Origin of the sequence: Mycobacterium sp. 852014-52144_SCH5372336 (genome assembly GCF_001665615.1) — a bacterium.
Taxonomy (GTDB): Bacteria; Actinomycetota; Actinomycetes; order Mycobacteriales; family Mycobacteriaceae; genus Mycobacterium; species Mycobacterium neumannii_A.
In genome coordinates, this window is sequence record NZ_LZSW01000047.1 from 277,708 (window position 1) to 295,065 (window position 17,358).

17 protein-coding genes are annotated in these 17,358 nt (G+C 67.7%); 3 read left to right on the forward strand and 14 right to left on the reverse strand.

Annotated elements, in window-relative coordinates:
• Positions 1 to 39: 39 nt before the first annotated feature.
• From A5759_RS12045 to mqo, 3 genes are read right to left on the reverse strand one after another with little or no spacing between them, the layout of a single operon-like run.
• On the reverse strand, positions 40 to 1,902 hold the full coding sequence (locus tag A5759_RS12045; protein ID WP_068197729.1) for a magnesium chelatase subunit D family protein: 1,863 nt from the start codon (positions 1,900 to 1,902) through the stop codon (positions 40 to 42).
• Positions 1,899 to 2,345 (reverse strand): GNAT family N-acetyltransferase, encoded by a 447-nt coding sequence (locus A5759_RS12050; RefSeq protein ID WP_068197732.1) that lies wholly within the window; start codon positions 2,343 to 2,345, stop codon positions 1,899 to 1,901. Before A5759_RS12050 ends, A5759_RS12045 begins: the two co-directional genes overlap by 4 nt.
• Positions 2,342 to 3,889 carry a malate dehydrogenase (quinone) gene (mqo, locus tag A5759_RS12055; RefSeq protein WP_082962088.1) on the reverse strand — a complete coding sequence of 516 codons (1,548 nt, stop codon included), beginning with the start codon at positions 3,887 to 3,889 and terminating at the stop codon, positions 2,342 to 2,344. Before mqo ends, A5759_RS12050 begins: the two co-directional genes overlap by 4 nt.
• 167 nt (positions 3,890 to 4,056) lie before the next feature.
• On the opposite strand from mqo, the gene A5759_RS12060 reads away from it, so the two are divergent.
• Together A5759_RS12060 and mtr are read left to right on the forward strand one after the other, a co-directional pair.
• Entirely contained in the window at positions 4,057 to 5,031 is a 975-nt protein-coding gene (locus tag A5759_RS12060) for an alpha/beta hydrolase (RefSeq protein ID WP_068198297.1), read from the forward strand.
• The gene (gene mtr, locus A5759_RS12065) at positions 5,028 to 6,443 is read left to right on the forward strand and encodes a mycothione reductase (RefSeq protein ID WP_068197734.1); all 1,416 of its coding nucleotides are present in this window, start codon (positions 5,028 to 5,030) and stop codon (positions 6,441 to 6,443) included. The genes A5759_RS12060 and mtr overlap by 4 nt, the downstream gene beginning before the upstream one ends.
• A gap of 56 nt (positions 6,444 to 6,499) precedes the next feature.
• Here the strand turns inward: mtr and A5759_RS12070 are convergent, their stop codons facing one another.
• From A5759_RS12070 to A5759_RS12120, 11 genes are all read right to left on the reverse strand, one after another.
• Positions 6,500 to 7,237 (reverse strand): energy-coupling factor ABC transporter ATP-binding protein, encoded by a 738-nt coding sequence (locus A5759_RS12070; RefSeq protein ID WP_068197736.1) that lies wholly within the window; start codon positions 7,235 to 7,237, stop codon positions 6,500 to 6,502.
• Entirely contained in the window at positions 7,234 to 8,007 is a 774-nt protein-coding gene (cbiQ, locus tag A5759_RS12075; RefSeq protein ID WP_066843017.1) for a cobalt ECF transporter T component CbiQ, read from the reverse strand. Before cbiQ ends, A5759_RS12070 begins: the two co-directional genes overlap by 4 nt.
• Before the next feature lie 2 nt (positions 8,008 to 8,009).
• Positions 8,010 to 8,366, reverse strand: a complete 357-nt coding sequence (locus A5759_RS12080) for a PDGLE domain-containing protein (RefSeq protein ID WP_068197739.1) — start codon at positions 8,364 to 8,366, stop codon at positions 8,010 to 8,012.
• On the reverse strand, positions 8,363 to 9,040 hold the full coding sequence (locus A5759_RS12085) for an energy-coupling factor ABC transporter permease (RefSeq protein ID WP_068198299.1): 678 nt from the start codon (positions 9,038 to 9,040) through the stop codon (positions 8,363 to 8,365). The genes A5759_RS12080 and A5759_RS12085 overlap by 4 nt, the downstream gene beginning before the upstream one ends.
• A gap of 93 nt (positions 9,041 to 9,133) precedes the next feature.
• Positions 9,134 to 9,982 (reverse strand): class I SAM-dependent methyltransferase, encoded by an 849-nt coding sequence (locus A5759_RS12090; RefSeq protein ID WP_068197747.1) that lies wholly within the window; start codon positions 9,980 to 9,982, stop codon positions 9,134 to 9,136.
• A 132-nt stretch (positions 9,983 to 10,114) separates the two neighbouring features.
• On the reverse strand, positions 10,115 to 10,444 hold the full coding sequence (locus tag A5759_RS12095) for a helix-turn-helix transcriptional regulator (RefSeq protein WP_164673997.1): 330 nt from the start codon (positions 10,442 to 10,444) through the stop codon (positions 10,115 to 10,117).
• A 116-nt stretch (positions 10,445 to 10,560) separates the two neighbouring features.
• Complete coding sequence (locus tag A5759_RS12100) at positions 10,561 to 11,310, reverse strand: FadR/GntR family transcriptional regulator (RefSeq protein WP_068197748.1); 750 nt, start codon at positions 11,308 to 11,310, stop codon at positions 10,561 to 10,563.
• A 2-nt stretch (positions 11,311 to 11,312) separates the two neighbouring features.
• Positions 11,313 to 12,086 (reverse strand): 3-oxoacyl-ACP reductase, encoded by a 774-nt coding sequence (locus A5759_RS12105; RefSeq protein WP_068197750.1) that lies wholly within the window; start codon positions 12,084 to 12,086, stop codon positions 11,313 to 11,315.
• Positions 12,087 to 13,454: an aldehyde dehydrogenase gene (locus A5759_RS12110; RefSeq protein ID WP_068197753.1), complete on the reverse strand. Its 1,368-nt coding sequence runs from the start codon at positions 13,452 to 13,454 to the stop codon at positions 12,087 to 12,089.
• Positions 13,451 to 14,236 carry a gamma-glutamyl-gamma-aminobutyrate hydrolase family protein gene (locus A5759_RS12115; protein WP_082962089.1) on the reverse strand — a complete coding sequence of 262 codons (786 nt, stop codon included), beginning with the start codon at positions 14,234 to 14,236 and terminating at the stop codon, positions 13,451 to 13,453. Before A5759_RS12115 ends, A5759_RS12110 begins: the two co-directional genes overlap by 4 nt.
• Complete coding sequence (locus tag A5759_RS12120) at positions 14,223 to 15,602, reverse strand: glutamine synthetase family protein (RefSeq protein ID WP_068197755.1); 1,380 nt, start codon at positions 15,600 to 15,602, stop codon at positions 14,223 to 14,225. Before A5759_RS12120 ends, A5759_RS12115 begins: the two co-directional genes overlap by 14 nt.
• 202 nt (positions 15,603 to 15,804) lie before the next feature.
• Between A5759_RS12120 and A5759_RS12125 the strand changes: the two genes are divergently transcribed.
• Positions 15,805 to 17,322: an amino acid permease gene (locus A5759_RS12125; RefSeq protein WP_068198307.1), complete on the forward strand. Its 1,518-nt coding sequence runs from the start codon at positions 15,805 to 15,807 to the stop codon at positions 17,320 to 17,322.
• The last annotated feature ends 36 nt before the right edge of the window (positions 17,323 to 17,358 follow it).

Below are 17,358 nucleotides of genomic sequence, written 5' to 3' on the forward strand. Positions count from 1 at the left end.
CTCTCCCTACTCCTTGTGGCCTATTCCTTGTGGCCCGTATCAGGCGGCGGTGCGGATCACGTCGGTGAGGCTGTCCGCCCGCAGCTGGGCCAACCGCACCGCGGGGGCGCCCAGTTGTTCGGCGAGCTCTGCGGCCAGACCCAACCGCACATACGACGTTTCGCAGTCGACAACGACCGCGGCGGCGCCCTCGGCCACCAACCGCGCGGCGGCCGAGCGCGTGCGCCCCAACGGGTCGGCACCGCCGGTGGCGCGGCCGTCGGTCAGCACCACCACGAGGCTGCGCCGGGCGCGGTCGCGGGCCTTCTCCCTCACGACCAGGTCGCGCGCCGCCAACAAGCCTTCCGCCAGAGGCGTCTTGCCGCCGGTGTCGAAGCGGGCCAGACGCCGGCTGGCGATATGCACCGACGACGTCGGAGGCAGCAGGACTCTCGCGTCGCTTTGGCGGAAGGTGATCACGGCGACCTTGTCCCGGCGCTGGTAGGCGTCGCGCAACAGCGACAGCGCCGCACCCCCGACCGCGGACATCCGGTCGCGCGCGGCCATCGAACCCGACGCGTCGACCACGAAGATCACCAGATTCCCCTCGCGGCCCTCCCGGATCGCGCGCCGCACATCGCCCGGTTGGGGCCGGGGCGCTCCGGGCCTGCGTTGACTCTCCACGGCGGCCAGCAGGGTGCCGAACACGTGCACACCGTGACCGGTCCGGCCGTCGGGCGTGGCCGAGATCGTCTTGCCGGTGCGGTTACGCGCCCGCGACCGGCGGCCCGGCGCTCCCTCCCCCACACCGGGCACCACCAGCGAGCGGGTGCGAAACACCGCCGAGGGTGCGGCGCTGGGACGCGAAGTACTCCCCGAATTCCGTTGTGACGATTGCCCATCGCGGCCGTCACCCTCCGGCGACGACGACGCGCCACCGCCTGGTGGCTCGGGATCTGGTTCGGGGTCGGGATTCTCGTCGGTGGCCTCGTCGGCCTGCGCCATCGCGTCGTCGAGTTGGCCGGGATCCAGGCCCGGGTCGTCGAACGGGTCGCGGCGTCGGCGGTGCGGTAGCGCGAGTTCAGCGGCCACCCGGATGTCCTCTTCGGACACCACCTCGGCTCCGCGCCACGCGGCGTGTGCGACAGCGGTCCTGGCGACGACCAGGTCGGCACGCATGCCGTCGACGTCGAACGCCGCGCACAGCGCCGCGATCCGACGTAATTCGCTGTCGGGCAACGAAACCGAGTCGACCGAAGCGCGGGCCGCCGCCACACGGCGCGCGAGCTCGTCGTCCTCTTCGGCGTAGCGTTGGGCGAATCCGGCGGGATCGGCCTCATACGCCATGCGTTGTCGGATCACCTCGACGCGCACGTCGACGTCGCGCGACGCCCGCACGTCGACGGTGAGCCCGAACCGGTCGAGCAGCTGCGGACGCAGTTCGCCCTCTTCGGGATTCATCGTGCCGATCAGCACGAAGCGTGCCTCATGGCTGTGCGACACCCCGTCGCGCTCCACGTGCACCCGGCCCATCGCCGCGGCGTCGAGCAGCACGTCGACCAGATGGTCGTGCAGCAGGTTCACCTCGTCGACGTAGAGCACACCGCCGTGCGCGCGGGCGAGCAGTCCCGGCGAGAACGCGTGCTCACCGTCGCGCAGCACCTTCTGCAAATCCAGCGAGCCGACCACCCGATCCTCGGTGGCGCCTATCGGCAGTTCGACCAGCTGCCCAGTGGCGCCCGTCGCCCCGTCCGCCGCCGCGGCCGCTTCCAGCACCTTGGCCAACCCGCGCACCGCCGTCGACTTCGCGGTGCCTTTCTCCCCGCGGATCAGCACCCCTCCGATGTCGGGGCGGATCGCGCACAGCAGCAGCGCCAGCCGCAGACGGTCATGCCCGACGATCGCGCTGAAGGGATAGGTCACGGCTTCAGCATAGGGACGTGCGGAATGCCGTCCTGCATGAACTCCTCTCCGTCGCGGACGAAGCCGAGGCCGGCATACATATCGGCCAGGTAGGTCTGGGAGTCGATGCGGCAGGGATAGTCGCCCACCTCGGCCAGCGCGGCCTGCAGCAGTCGCGTACTGTGCCCCTGCCCGCGCGCCTCACGCTTGGTGCACACCCGGCCGATGCGGAAGCCCTTCTGCCCGCCGGGATGCTCCTCCATCAGACGCAGCGTCGAAATCACCTCACCGGTGGACGTTTCCAGCCAGAAGTGCCGCGTCTCGGCGAGAAGATCCCGGCCGTCGAGTTCTGGATACGGAATGGCCTGCTCCACGACGAAGACCTCGACCCGCAGCTTGAGCAGTTCGTAGAGCGTTGCGGCGTCGAGGTCTCGAGACCAACTGCGGCGCAGCGCAACCGTCATCCCGTGGCCACCGCCGAGGACTCGTCGAGACGCAGGACCCGCGTTCCGTGCGACCACACCTCGTCGAACAGTGCGGGCTCGGAAGACAACTCGTGTCCCAGCGACGGCACCATCTTTTTGATCTCGGACTCCCACGCCGGATAGCGCTTGGCGAAGCAGCGCTGCAGCACGTCGATCATCGCGGGCACCGCGGTCGAGGCTCCCGGGGAAGCGCCGAGCAGCCCGGCGATGGTGCCGTCACCGGAGGTGAGCACGGTGGTGCCGAAGTCGAGCACACCCTTGCCGCTCTTACCGCAGATGACCTGGACCCGTTGCCCCGCCACGTTGAGCTCCCAGTCGGATTCCTTTGCGCTGGGCGCGAATTCGCGGAGTGCTTCGATTCGCTCGGCGTCCGACAACATCAGCTGGCCCACCAGGTACTTGAGCAGTCCGAACTGGGTGAGCGCGACGTTGACCATCGACGCGACGTTGTTGAGCGTGATGGATTCGGGCAGGTCCAAGACGTCGCCCTGTTTGAGGAATTTCGGTGACCAGCCGGCGAACGGCCCGAACAGCAACCAGGACCGGCCGTTGATCACGCGCGTGTCCAGGTGCGGAACCGACATCGGCGGCGCACCCACCGGTGGCTGGCCGTACACCTTGGCCTGATGCGCATCAGTCAGGCGCGGGACGTCGGTGCGCAGGAACTTGCCGCTGACCGGGAAGCCGCCGAAGTTCTTGGCCTCCTTCATGCCTGCCTTCTGCAACAGGTTCAACGCCCCGCCGCCCGCGCCGACGAACACGAAGCCGGCCTTGAGCTTGCTGGTGCGCCCGGTGCGCAGATTGACCAGCTTCAGGGTCCACGAACCGTCGGACTCCTGGTTCAGATCGCGCACCTCGTGCCCAAAGTATGTGGTCATACCGCGCTGGGCGACGTAGCCGAGCAGCTGGCGGGACAGGGCGCCGAAGTCGACGTCGGTGCCCTGCTCGGTCCAGTTGAGCGCGACCGGTTCGGAGAAGTCGCGCTTCTCGGCCATCAGCGGCAGCCGCCGGGTGAACTCGTCCTCGTCGTCGATGTACTCCATGCGCGCGAACAGCGGGTTGGTCACCAACGCGTCGTAGCGGCGCCGCAGATACTTCACGTTTTCGGCGCCGTGCACGAAACTCACATGCGGGATCGGGTTGAGGAAACTGCGCGGATCGCTGATCAACCCGTTTTCGACCGCGTACGCCCAGAACTGGCGCGTCACCTGGAACTGCTCGTTGACGCGCACGGCCTTGGAGATGTCGATCGACCCGTCGGGCTGCTGCGGGGTGTAGTTCAGCTCGCACAGCGCCGAGTGGCCGGTACCGGCGTTGTTCCACGCGTCGCTGCTCTCGGCGGCCGCCGCGTCAAGGCGCTCGATCAGTGTGATGTCCCAGTCCGGCTCCAGCTGTCGCAGCAGCGCGCCCAACGTTCCGCTCATGATGCCGGCCCCGATGAGCACGACGTCTGTCTTCCTCGGTTCGTCAGACACTCTCAGTTCCCCCGACTGGACTCGGTTTTCCCGCGCGGCGGCGGCCATGGTCGATCATCAGGTTAGCCCGCGAAGCGCGTTCTCAATCCCCGCGCGATCGCCGCGCGCAGAACGCCATAGCGCCGCTTCGGCCAGCGGTACCGGCTGTCGCGGCTATCGTTGCTGTCGTGCCCGACTGGAAGGCAGACGTGCTGCCGGGCTACTGGCAACACACGATGGCCCTCGGCGCGGACCCGGACGGGGAGGGCGAGCTCGTCGCCACCCTGGTTCGGCGCGGTGAACCGGATCGGTCGGCCTCGCGCGCGGTGCTGTTGGTGCACGGGTTCACCGACTACTTCTTCAACACCGAGCTCGCCGACCACTTCGCCGGTCGCGGATTCGCGTTCTACGCCATCGACCTGCACAAATGCGGGCGTTCGTGGCGCGAGGGCCAGACCCCTCACTTCACCACCGACCTGGCCCGCTACGACGTCGAACTCGAACGTGCACTCGACATCATCGGCTCGGTGTCCCCGGCCGAGGTCCTGGTGTACGGGCACTCGGCCGGTGGGCTGATCGTGTCGCTGTGGCTGGACCGGATGCGTCGGCGCGGGCGGACCGGGCGCAAGCGCATCGGCGGCCTCGTGCTGAACAGCCCGTGGCTTGACCTGCAGGGGCCGTCGATCCTTCGGGCCGCACCGACGCGCGCCGCACTGGGGGCCGTCTCGCGGGTGAAAAAGCGGCTGGTGGTGCGCCCGCCGAGCGAGGGTGGCTACGGTTCGTCGCTGCACCGCGACTACCACGGCGACTTCGACTACGACCTGAAGTGGAAGCCCGTCGGCGGCTTTCCCGTCACGACGGGCTGGATCGCCGCCATCCGCCGCGGCCACGCGAGACTGCACCGCGGTCTCGATGTCGGCGTACCGAACCTCGTTCTGCGCTCGGACCGCAGCGTGCGCGAGGTGAAGGATCCGGACGCGATTCAGAAGGGCGATGCGGTGCTCGACGTCAGACAGATCGCCCGGTGGGCCGGATGCATCGGCAACAGGACCACGATCGTGCCGATCGCCGACGCCAAGCACGACGTGTTCCTGTCGGTACCCGAGGCACGACGGGCCGCCTACGGCGAACTGGACCGGTGGCTGGACTGGTACCTCGATCCGGCCGCCCGCGGCTCTGCCGTCACCCGATCCCCAGGAGGCTGGTCATGACGCACTTCGACATCGCGATCATCGGAGCGGGCTCGGGCAACTCGATCCTCGACGAGCGCTACATCGACAAGAAGATCGCGATCTGCGAGCAGAGTGTGTTCGGCGGAACGTGTCTCAATGTCGGTTGCATCCCGACGAAGATGTTCGTCTACGCGGCGGGCGTCGCCGACACCGTCAGGGACGCGGCGCGATACGGTGTCGACGCGCACATCGACGCGGTGCGGTGGCCCGACATCGTCTCGAGGGTGTTCGGACGGATCGACCCGTTGGCCGTAGCGGGAGAGAACTACCGTCGCTCCTCACCGAATGTGCAGGTGTTCTCCAGCCACACCAGGTTTGCGCCCACGAGACCCGACGGCCGGTATGCGCTGCGCACCGACGACGGCGACGAGTTCACCGCCGACCAGGTGGTGATCGCGGCCGGTTCTCGCGCTGTCGTGCCCGACGCGGTCAGCGAATGCGGTGCGCCGTACCACACCAGCGACACGATCATGCGGATCACCGATCTGCCCGAACACCTCATCATCGTCGGCGGCGGTTATGTCGCTTGCGAATTCGCCCACATCTTCTCGTCGCTCGGCAGCAGGATCACGCTGCTGATCCGCGGCAGTACCCTGCTGCGCGGCCACGACGACGACATCGCGATGCGCTTCACCGACCTCGCCGCCAAGAAGTGGGAGGTGCGCAACCATCACGAGCTGGCCGATGCCCGCGAGGTCGACGGCGGCGTCGAAGTCACCTGTCACGACGGCTCGACACTGCGCGGCGACGTCCTGCTGGTGGCGACCGGCCGCGTCCCCAACGGTGACCTGCTCGACGCAGTGCATGCCGGTGTGAAGGTGGCCGCGAGCGGACAGGTCGTGGTGGACGAATACCAACGCACCACCGCCCGCGGCATTTTCGCGCTCGGCGACGTGTCGTCGGACTTCCAGCTCAAGCATGTGGCCAACCACGAAGCGCGCGTCGTCAAACACAATCTTCTGCAGGACTGGGACGACACGGACGCGCTCATGCCTGCCAACCACCGCCATGTCCCGTCGGCGGTGTTCACCGACCCGCAGATCGCCAGCGTCGGGTTGACCGAAAACGAGGCGCGCGCACAGGGTTTCCGGATCCGGGTGAAGATCCAGGATTACGCCGACGTCGCCTACGGGTGGGCGATGGAGGACACCTCCGGTATCGCCAAAGTCATCGTCGATGACGACACCGGGCTGCTCCTCGGCGCGCACATCATGGGCCATCAGGCGTCATCGCTGATCCAGCCGGTCATCCAGGGCATGGCGTTCGACCTGCCCGCGCAGGAGATGGCGCGCGGGCAGTACTGGATTCATCCCGCCCTGCCGGAGGTCGTCGAGAACGCATTGCTGGCGCTGTGCGGCGAGCCGCCGTGGCCGCCGTCCCGACGACACTGACTTGCCGGCGGTTTGTGCACGTTTGGGAGCGCTCAACGCTCCTCGATGTGCACAAGTCAGGGCCGGGTGGGCACCTCGAAGCCCCAGGGCAGCTCGAGGCGATGCGTGGCGAGCAGCTCGGTGTCGGCGAGGATCTCCCGGATGGGCCCGTCGGCGACGATCACGCCGCGATCCATCACGACCGCCCGCTCGCACAGCTGAGCGGCATAGGGCAGGTCGTGCGTGACGATCAACATCGTGGAGTCCAGCGCGGACAACGTCTCGGCCAGTTCCCGGCGAGCGACCGGATCCAGGTTCGCCGACGGTTCATCGAGCACAAGGATGTCGGGCCGGCATGCCAGTACGGTCGCCAACGCCGCACGGCGACGCTGGCCCGCCGACAGGTGGGTGGGGCTGCGGTCGGCCTCCTCGGTCAGAGACACCGTCTGGAGCGCTTCTCGGACCCGGTCGGCCAGCGCGTCACCGCGCAACCCGAAGTTCGCGGGACCGAACGCCACATCCTGGGCGACGGTCGGCATGAACAACTGGTCGTCGGGGTCCTGGAAGACCAGGCCCACACGTCTGCGCACGTCGTGAAGCGTCTTGCGGGTCAGCGCGACATCGCCGATGCGCACCGAACCCGACGTCGCGGTCAGCACACCGTTGAGGTGCAACATCAGCGTGGTCTTGCCCGCGCCATTGGGGCCGAGCACGGCGATGCGTTCGCCGCCGCGCACGGTCAGGTCGACACCGTCGAGGGCGATGTGGCCGTCAGGGTAGACGTGGCGCAGACCCTCTATCGTGATCGCGTTCATCGCAGCACCCACGCCGACGCGGAAACCGCGACCGCGGCCGCGGCGGGAGCCATCACGATCACCCACTGCGACGCGACGGCGCGCGGTGGCGCACCGATCACGGCCAGATCCGGTGCGTTGCCGTCGAACCCGCGCGACAGCATCGCGACGTAGACCCGCTCACCGCGTTCGTAGGACCGCAGGAACAGCGCGCCGATACCCTTGGCGATCGCACCGGCCTGATGCAGGACGCGCGGTGAATCGCCACGCGATATGCGCGCCATGCGCATCCGGCCGGCCTCGGCGGTCAGCAAATCGACGTAGCGGATCATCAGCACCAGCACCGACGTCGCAATCGCGGGCACACCGAGCCGGCCCAGCGCGGTGGGCAGCTCCGTAGTCGACGTGGTGGCGGCCACGGTCAGTGCCGCCGCGACCCCGAGCGTGCCCTTGATGACGATGCCCCATGCCGCCCACAACCCGCTGACCGAAAGCGCCAGTCCTGCAACGTCGATACGTTCGCCGCCCTCGGCGAAGGGCAGCAGCACAGCCAGGACGAGGAACGGCGCTTCGATCAGCATCCGGGGCAGGACCCACCGCAGCGGGATGCGGGCGAGACGCCAGATGCCGACGACGATCAGCGCGTAGACGGCGAAGGGCCAGAACATCTCCCGCGGGGTCGCAACGACCGCGAGCACGAAGACCAGTAGGCAGACGACCTTCACCTCGGCGGGGGCGCGGTGCACGGCGGAGTCGTCGTGCCGGTAGAGGGGGTGAGCGCCCGCGCCCATGGTCAGCCCGATCCGCTGCGGTCGGTCGCTCTGCGGCTCCGCGCGATCAGCCAGAACACCGATCCTGCGACGAAGAGCGTCGCGAGCACGCCGATGATCCCGGCGAGGCCGCCGGAGCCGTCGCGTCCGCCGATGGCGTAGTCGGCGAGCGGGGAGGCCGCCAGGCTGTGCTCCTCGGCGTGCTGGGCGATGCACTCGCCGGTGAGTTCCTCGCCGTCGGCGGTCTCGACGACCTCGCACCCGCGCAGCGTCGTCGAGTCGAGCCCGTCCGGGTTCGAGCTGGCGAAGTAGGACACCACCCCGGCGATCAGCAGCGTGACGGCCGCGAAAATCGCCAAGAACTGCCAGCGCGACCTCACGCCGCAACCTCCCGCCGGGTGCGGCGCAACAGGTAGACGAGGTCGGGGCGCGAACGCGCGACGGCCATCACGGTCACGGCGGTGATGATGCCTTCTCCCACGCCGATCAGGGCATGGGTTCCGAGCATGTAGCCCGTCACCGCGCCGAGCGACGTGGTGGCCGCTCCACCGATCGCGTATTCGACGACGAAGCCCATTGCCGCACAGATGGTTCCGATCAGCGCGGCTACGAAGGCGATCACGCCCAAGCCGGCCACTGGTACTTCGGCGCGCTTCCTGACCGAGGTGTAGAGCAGGACGGCGGTCAGATAGCCGGCCGCGACACCGATCACCGCCATGTTGACGATGTTGGTGCCCAGCGCGGTGACCCCGCCGTCGGCGAACAGCAGCGCCTGTACGACCAACACGATGGCGATGCACAGCGCCCCGGTGTAGGGGCCGACCAGGATCGCGGCGAGCGCGCCGCCGAGCAGGTGCCCGCTGACCCCCGGGAGGATCGGGAAGTTGATCATCTGGACGGCGAAGATGAACGCGGCGACGAGGCCTGCCAGGGGCACCGTGCGCTCGTCGAGTTCGTTTCTGGCCTTGGCCGTGCACAGTGCGACAACAGCGACGGCGATGAGGCCGAAGACGACGGAGGTCGGGGCGTTGACGATGCCGTCGCTCATATGCATCGCGACGTACGAGTAGGTCACCCCGCGAGCCTAGAGCTCCAGATGAACACATGTCTAGCTGAACAGATGTTCAGACGGAGTCCGCGCCGGGCGTTACGGCTTGGTCGCTGTCACCAGGAGGTACTCGGCCTCCCAAAACCCCTCTTCGGCGACGCCTTGATTGGACCGCTCGAGGAAGGCGAGAAAATCCTCGTTCAGCGCTTCGACGCGCTCGGGGTCGTTCTCGTTGAACTTGTACGCGGCGATCGTGGGACCGTAGTTGCGTTTCCAGTACTCACGGAACTCAAGCGGTGTGGCGCACTGGTCCATCCGCACCGTCTGGCGGCGCATCGTCAGGTCTGTGACCCGATCACCGAACAGCGCGCGCACGTGCTCCTCACTGCCCCACAGCGGCGGCGGGGCCGACCCCGCCGGCGGCGGGGGCGCGTAGGGCTTCATGGTCGCGAACAACTTCCCGATGAAACCTTCGGGCGTCCAGTTGATCATCCCGATCCTTCCGCCGGGACGGGCCACCCTGATCAGTTCGCTGGCGGTTTCCTGATGATGCGGTGCGAACATCGCACCGACACAAGACATCACGACGTCGAAGCCGTTGTCGGCGAACGGCAGTGCCTCCGCGTCGGCCTCCGCCCACTCCAGACTCACACCGCGCTGCGCGGCGATCCGACGCCCGGCGTCGAAGAGCTCCGGGGTGAGGTCGCTCGCCGTGACCACGGCGCCGAGCTCCGCCGCCGGAATCGCCGCGTTGCCCGAGCCGGCCGCGACGTCGAGCACGCGATCGCCGGGACGCACCCCGCAGGCTCGGACCAACTCAGGACCGAGTGCGGGGATCAGTTCGGATGCGACGGTGGGGTAATCACCCGAGGCCCATAACGCGCGATGTTTGGCCTTGAGCTGGCGATCGCCGTCACCCGTCGTCGTGTTCTGTCCGGTAGTTGCCATGTCTTGTCCTCGTCAAGTGTTCCGCCGTCGCCAATGCGGTGGCGTTCAACCTCAGGCCGGTCGCGGGGCCGGTCGTCCACCGCCACGGCATACAGCCTCCACCAGAACAGCGTGTGTAGGGCGGAAACGGCGTCAACCGTGCCGAGCGCCGATCCAGTGCAGCAGGTCGTGCACGATCTCGTCGTCGAGGCGGTAGCTGACGGCCCGTCCCACCCGAGTGGCGCTGACCCAGCCCTGCTGGCGCAGCACGCGAAGCGCTTGGGAGACGGCGTTTTCCGAGCGGCCCAGCGCTGCTGCGAGGTCTCCCACACGAATCCCCGGCACCCGGTGCAGCGTGAGCAGGATCTCCAGCCGATGCGGGTCCGACAGCAGGTCGAATCGCTGCGTCCAGCTGGCGGTGTCGACGTCGGCCAGCGCGGATGCCGCGCGTTCGACGTCCACCTGGCCGACGGGCTCGTTCACGGGACTCAATGTAGCGCCGATGCGCACGCTCGCGGGCGCATGACCGTGCGCGAATGTCGAGAAATCGGTGGCGTGTTGTCGCCAAACACGCACGCTCGCGCGAAAAAAGGTGAGGCCTAGTCGAGGAAGCCGTGCAGCAGCGCGGCCGACCCCCCGACGTGAGTCCGCATCGCTGATGCCGCTCGGTCGCCGTCGCCTGCGAGGATCGCGAGCACGATCGCCTCGTGCTGCTCGTCGGAATGGGCGATGTTGCGTGGCAGCAGCGGGATCTGGTCGAGCAGGGCGTTGAGCCGCATCCTGTTCTCGGCCAGCAGCGGGACCAGCGACGGCGATCCGGCGGCTTCGGCGATCGCCAGGTGCAGGCGCGAGTCGAGCCGGCGGTAGTCGTCGGCGGCAGCGGCGCGGACGTCGGTCATCCGGGCCCACAGTTGTTCGCGCTCCGATGCGCTCAGCGTGCGGCTGGCCGCCATGTGCGCGGCGCCGACTTCGAGGATCTCCCGCAGGCGCAGTGCGTCGTCGATCTCCGCGCGCGTCACCGCGTCGGTTCGCGCAATAGGTCGCGGCAGTTCGTCGGCGAGAAACGTCCCTCCGTACCGTCCGCGCCGGGATACCAGATAACCCGCATCGGACAGCGACTTGATCGCCTCGCGCACGGTGTCGCGGCTGACGCCGAGACGTGAGGCGAGTTCGCGTTCGGGCGGCAGGCATTCGCCGGGTGCCAGCACACCGAGCCGGATGGTCTGCAGGAGCCGGGCGACGGTGTCCTCGAAGGCGTTACCCCCACGTACCGGACGCAGCAGCGCTTCGGCGGCCGCCAATGCGGTGAACCCCGCGTGCGCCATTGGTGCGTCCGAGTCGGCCGACATGACTACAGCGGGGTGACGTAGTGGCCGCCGATACCGCCGTCGACCAGGAAGCTCGACGCGGTGACAAACGACGCGTCATCGCTGGCCAAAAAGGCGACCGCGGCGGCGAGTTCCTCCGGTTCGGCGAACCGGCCCACCGGCACATGCACCAACCGTCGTGCCGCGCGCTCCGGATCCTTGGCGAACAACTCCTGCAGCAGCGGCGTGTTGACGGGCCCGGGGCACAGCGCGTTGACGCGAATCCCCTGCCGCGCGTACTGCACACCGAGTTCACGCGACATGGTCAGCACACCGCCCTTCGATGCGGTGTAGGAAATCTGCGACGTCGCCGAGCCGACCACCGCGACGAACGACGCGGTGTTGATGATCGACCCCTTCTGCTGCGGAACCATGTGCCGCAGCGCCGCCTTACAGCAGAAGAACACCGATTTGAGGTTGACATCCTGCACCCGCTGCCAGGCGTCGACGCCGGTGTCCTCGATGAGACCGTCCTCGGGTGGGCTGATGCCCGCGTTGTTGAACGCGATGTCGACCGATCCGTGTGTCTCGGCGGCGGTGTCGAACAGCTTGTCCACCGCGACCTGATCGGAGACGTCGACCTGGACGAAGGTGCCGTTCAGATCGTCGGCGACGGTCTTTCCGGCCGCCGGGTCGATGTCGCCGATGACGACGGTCGCGCCCTCGGCCTTCATCCGCTTGGCGCTCGCCAGGCCGATGCCGCTGGCGCCACCGGTGATGACGGCGACCTTGCCCGCCAGTCGTTGCGTCAGATCCATCTAGGGTGCCTCCTGCACGGCGATGAACACGTTCTTGGTTTCGGTGAACGACAGCGGCGCATCAGGGCCGAGTTCGCGTCCGAGGCCGGACTGTTTGAAGCCACCGAACGGCGTGTTGTACCGCACCGACGAATGCGAGTTGACGGACAGGTTGCCCGCCTCCACCGCCCGCGACACCCGCACCGCACGCGACAGGTTCTCTGTCCAGATCGACCCGGACAACCCGTAGGGGGTGTCGTTGGCCAGTGCGATCGCGTCGGGCTCGTCGTCGAACGGCAGCACGGTGACCACCGGGCCGAAGATCTCCTCGCGCACCGTGCGGTCGGTGCGCTGCGGCGTCAGCACCGTCGGCGGGAACCAGTACCCCGGGCCTGAGGGAGCCGAGCCGCGGAACGCGACGGGCGCATCGTCGGGCACGAACGAGGCGACGGTGCTCCAGTGCCCCTTCGACACCAGCGGACCCATCTCGGTGTCCTTGGCGCGCGGGTCACCGACCACCACACCCTTGACCGCGGGCTCGAACAGTTCCATGAAGCGGTCATAGACGTTGCGCTGCACCAATATTCGGCTACGCGCACAGCAGTCCTGGCCCGCATTGTCGAACACCCCGTAGGGCGCGGTGGCCGCCGCCTGCTCCAGATCACAGTCGTCGAAGACGATGTTGGCGCTTTTGCCACCTAATTCGAGGGTGACGCGTTTGACCTGTTTGGCCGCGCCCGCCATGACGCGGGTGCCGACCTCGGTGGAACCGGTGAACACCACCTTGCGCACGTCGGGGTGCGAGACGAATCGTTCCCCCACCACCGAACCCTTACCGGGCAGCACACAGAACAGGTCGGCAGGGATCCCCGCCTCGACGGCCAACTCCCCCAGCCGGATCGTGGTGAGCGGCGTCCACTCAGCGGGTTTGATGAGCACCGCGTTGCCCGCGGCGAGCGCAGGCGCGAAACCCCACGAGGCGATCGTCATCGGGAAGTTCCAGGGCGTGATGAGACCGACCACGCCGAGTGGCTCGTTGAACGTCACATCGATACCGCCCGCGACCGGAATCTGCTTGCCGGACAAGCGTTCCGGTGTGGCGGCATAGAACTGCAGCACGTCGCGGACGTGGCCGGCCTCCCACTCGGCGTTACCGATGGGGTGCCCGGAGTTGGCGACTTCGAGCGCCGCCAGCTCGTCGACGTGCGCGTCGACCGTCGCCGCGAATGCGCGCAACGCGGCCGCCCGTTCGGCGGGCGCCTGCCGCGCCCAATCCCGTTGCGCCGCTTTCGCCCGGGCCACCGCATCGTCGACCGCGGCCTCGTCGGTCTGCGCGACGGTACGCAGCAGCTCCTCGGTCGCCGGGTTGATCACGTCGGATGTGCTCAAGCGTTCGCCCTTTCTGTTGCGTATGCGTCCGCCGCTTCGACGACGGCGGCGAACAGCCGCAGGTCGTCGAGGCGCTCTTCGGGATGCCACTGCACGGCCAGCACGAAGTCGTCCGGGCGCGTGGCCCTGTCGACTTCGACCGCCTCGATGACACCGTCGTCGTCCTGCGCGCTGATCACCAGGCCGTCGCCGAGTCGGTCGATCGCCTGGTGGTGGTAGCACTGCGCGTCCGACGACTCGCCGATGAGCTCGGCCAACCGGGTGCCCGCAACGGTGCGGATGGTCGACGTCGCGAACACGGCGTTGCCTTGCTGATGGCGGTTGTGCCCGATGACGTCGGGCAGGTGCTGGTGCAGTGTGCCGCCCAGCGCGACGTTGAGCACCTGGGCGCCGCGGCAGATGCCCAGCACCGGCATGCCGCGCCGCAGCGCGCCGCGCACCAGCGCGAACTCGAACTGGTCACGGCGCCGGTTGTCTTCGACGTCGGCGTCGGTGGCCGGGTGCGGTTCCTGGCCGTAGTGCGCGGGCACGACATCGCGGCCACCGGTGATGATGACGCCGTCGAGCCCGTCGAGCACCCGATCGGCGATGTGGTCGTCGACGGGTTGCGGCGGAAGCAGAACCGAGATCCCGCCGGCCAGTTCGACACCCTCGAAGTAGATCGCGGGCAGGAAGCTCGCCCGCACATCCCACACCCCGGTCTGCGCCTGCTGCAGGTAGGTGGTCAGCCCGAGTACGGGTCTGCGCTTCTGCCCGCCCGCCGAAACATTAGAGCCGCTCAAAACCGCGGATCCTTTCCCAGTCCGTGACGGCGGCGTTGAACGCGTCCAATTCGACGCGGGCGTTGTTGAGGTAGTGCTCGACCACCTCGTCGCCGAACGCGTGCCGCGCCACCTCGGACTTCTCGAACAGCGCCGCGGCCTCGGTGAGCGTGGTCGGAAGCCGTTCGACACCACTGGTGTAGGCGTTACCCTCCATCGGCTCGGGCAACTCGAGTTCGCGTTCGATGCCGTACAGACCGCTGGCGATCAACGCCGAGACCGCGAGGTACTGGTTGACGTCACCGCCGGGGGCCCGGTTCTCCATCCGCATGCCGTGGCCGTGGCCGACGACGCGCAGCGCGCAGGTCCGGTTGTCCAGACCCCACGCGATCGTGGTCGGGGCGAAACTGCCGTCGACGAACCGCTTGTAGGAGTTGATGTTCGGTGCGTAGAACAGCGTCAGCTCCCGCATCGTGGCCAGTTGGCCGGCCACGAAGCTGCGGAATATCGGCGACATTCCGAGCGGGTCGGTGTCGTCGGCGAACACCGCCGTGCCATCAGGACTGCCATCGTCGCCTCGCAGCGAGATGTGCACATGGCAGCTGTTTCCTTCGCGCTCATCGAATTTCGCCATGAACGTCAGGCTCTTGCCGTGCTGGTCGGCGATCTCCTTGGCACCGTTCTTGTAGATCGTGTGGTTGTCACAGGTGACCCGGGCATGGTCGAAGCGGAATGCGATCTCCTGCTGTCCGAGATTGCACTCCCCCTTGACACCCTCGCAGTACATGCCCGCGCCGGTCATCCCGAGCCGGATGTCGCGCAGCAGCGGCTCCATCCGGGTCGAGCCGAGCATCGCGTAGTCGACGTTGTAGTCCGAGGCCGCCGTCAATCCGCGATAACCCTTGGCCCACGCCTCGCGGAAGCCGTCGTCGAACACCATGAACTCGAGTTCGGTCCCCACGTAGGGCACCAGACCGCGTTCGGCGAGCCGGTCGATCTGACGGTTGAGGATGCTCCTGGGGGCCTGCTCGACCGGGCTGCCGTCGTGCCAACCCAGGTCGGCCATCACCATCGCGGTGCCCGGCAGCCACGGAATCAGCCGCAGCGTCGAGAAGTCCGGCGTCATCACCATGTCCCCGTAGCCGGTCTCCCAACTCGACATCGCATAGCCGTCAACGGTGTTCATGTCGACGTCGACCGCCAGCAGATAGTTGCAGCACTCTGCGCCGTGTTCGGCGACCTCCTCGACGAACAGCCGCGCCGACACCCGCTTCCCGGTGAGCCTGCCCTGCATATCGCAGAACCCGACGATCACCGTGTCGATCTCGCCGTCGCCGACCATGCGCTCGAGGTCGGTCTGCGACAACATGCCCGATGTGACGCTCATCCGTGGTGGGCCTTTCCTTCGACAGCGCGAGATTGCGGGTAGTCAACCATTGGATGCGGCTCGCTCCGGCCTTCGCCCAAGGCTTTTACAGAAAAGTCACTTCCAAAGGTAGGACACCAGACCTTTGCAAGTTTATTCTCCCTATGCCCCATCACCGCAAGAACGGAGCGACCACGTGGCCCAGGATCAGGCACGGGACAAGATGAAGCGCTCGGGCGGGGTCACGTACAGCCAAGCGGGCGAGGGCTACTTCGAGAAGCGGCAACTCAAACGCACCGCAGGCTTCTGGGGCCTGTGGGGCATCGGCGTCGCCGCGGTCATCTCCGGCGACTTCTCCGGCTGGAACTTCGGCATCGGCGCGGCCGGATGGGGCGGCTTGGCGATCGCTTCGGTCGTCATCGTGATCATGTACTTCGGCATGCTCTTCTCGATCGGGGAGATGTCGGCGGCCATGCCACATACCGGCGGCGCGTACTCATTCGCGCGCGCCGCGATGGGCCCGTGGGGCGGCTTCGTCACCGGGTTCGCCGAGACCATCGAGTACGTGTTCACCACCGCGGTGATCGTCTACTTCTCGGCTTCCTACGCCAACGCCGTGACGACCGATCTGTTCAACCTCTCCCTGCCGATGTGGGTGTGGTGGGTCGTCCTGTATGCGCTCTTCGTCGGGCTGAACTCGTGGGGAGCGGAGATCTCGTTCAAGTTCGCCCTCGTCGTCGCGATCCTGTCGATCGACATCCTGGTGTTGTTCGGCATCCTGGCCATCGCCAACGGCGCCGTGGACTTCAGCAAGCTTTTCGATATCGCGCCCGATCCGGCCGCCGCGGGTTCGTCGACGTTCCTGCCGTTCGGCTGGGTGGCGATCCTGTACGCGATGCCGTTCGCGATGTGGTTCTTCCTGGGCATCGAGGAACTTCCGCTGGCGGCCGAGGAGGCACACGACCCCGCCCGCGACATTCCCCGCGCCGGCATCTGGGGACTGCTCTCGCTGATCGGCTGCGGTGCGATCGTGTTCTTCCTCAACCCGGCGGTGACCGGGTCCGAGGCGCTGGGCAGTTCGGACGAACCGCTGCTCGACGGCTTCCGTGCCTTCCTGCCCGCCAACCTCGCCGCGGTGTTGTCGGCGTTCGCGCTGATCGGCCTGCTGGCCAGCCTGCAGGGCATCATGTACGCCTACGGCCGCAACATGTACTCGCTGAGCCGCGCCGGCTACTACCCGAAGACGTTGTCGCTGACCGGTTCTCGGCAGACACCGTACGTCGCGCTGCTGGCCGGCGCGGTCATCGGATTCGTCGCGCTGCTCATCGTCAACTACAACGAGGGCGCCGGGGCGGTGGTCCTCAACATCGCGGTGTGGGGCGCGGTGCTGGCATACGGGTTGCAGATGGTCTCGTTCATCCTGCTGCGGCGAAAGTTCCCCAACGCGCGACGACCGTGGGTGAGCCCGACCGGCAACTCGGGTGCGGTCGTCGCGCTGGTCATCGCGGCGGTGACATTCGTCGGCATCCTCGTCAACCCGGACTACCGGCCGGCGGTCATCGCGATCGTCATCTTCTACATCCTGGGGCTGCTGGTGTTCGGCTTCTACGGCAGGCACCGCCTGGTGCTGTCGCCCGAGGAGGAGTACGCCGTCACCGGCGGCCTGCACGGCTACGACCCGAGCGCCGAGGGGCTCGGCGGCACCATCGAGGACGAGATCCTCAAGGGCCGCACCGACTGAGCCGCCGCGGCGCCACACGTTGCCCGTGGGTAACCC

Excerpts from the sequence above, each read along its gene's own strand:
- A5759_RS12050 (WP_068197732.1), bottom strand. The coding sequence starts at position 2,345 with ATGACGGTTGCGCTGCGCCGCAGTTGGTCTCGAGACCTCGACGCCGCA.
- mqo (WP_082962088.1), bottom strand. The coding sequence starts at position 3,889 with ATGGCCGCCGCCGCGCGGGAAAACCGAGTCCAGTCGGGGGAACTGAGA.
- A5759_RS12060 (WP_068198297.1), top strand. The coding sequence starts at position 4,057 with ATGGCCCTCGGCGCGGACCCGGACGGGGAGGGCGAGCTCGTCGCCACC.
- mtr (WP_068197734.1), top strand. The coding sequence starts at position 5,028 with ATGACGCACTTCGACATCGCGATCATCGGAGCGGGCTCGGGCAACTCG.
- A5759_RS12070 (WP_068197736.1), bottom strand. The coding sequence starts at position 7,237 with ATGAACGCGATCACGATAGAGGGTCTGCGCCACGTCTACCCTGACGGC.
- cbiQ (WP_066843017.1), bottom strand. The coding sequence starts at position 8,007 with ATGGGCGCGGGCGCTCACCCCCTCTACCGGCACGACGACTCCGCCGTG.
- A5759_RS12085 (WP_068198299.1), bottom strand. The coding sequence starts at position 9,040 with ATGCATATGAGCGACGGCATCGTCAACGCCCCGACCTCCGTCGTCTTC.
- A5759_RS12090 (WP_068197747.1), bottom strand. The coding sequence starts at position 9,982 with ATGGCAACTACCGGACAGAACACGACGACGGGTGACGGCGATCGCCAG.
- A5759_RS12100 (WP_068197748.1), bottom strand. The coding sequence starts at position 11,310 with ATGTCGGCCGACTCGGACGCACCAATGGCGCACGCGGGGTTCACCGCA.
- A5759_RS12105 (WP_068197750.1), bottom strand. The coding sequence starts at position 12,086 with ATGGATCTGACGCAACGACTGGCGGGCAAGGTCGCCGTCATCACCGGT.
- A5759_RS12120 (WP_068197755.1), bottom strand. The coding sequence starts at position 15,602 with ATGAGCGTCACATCGGGCATGTTGTCGCAGACCGACCTCGAGCGCATG.
- A5759_RS12125 (WP_068198307.1), top strand. The coding sequence starts at position 15,805 with ATGAAGCGCTCGGGCGGGGTCACGTACAGCCAAGCGGGCGAGGGCTAC.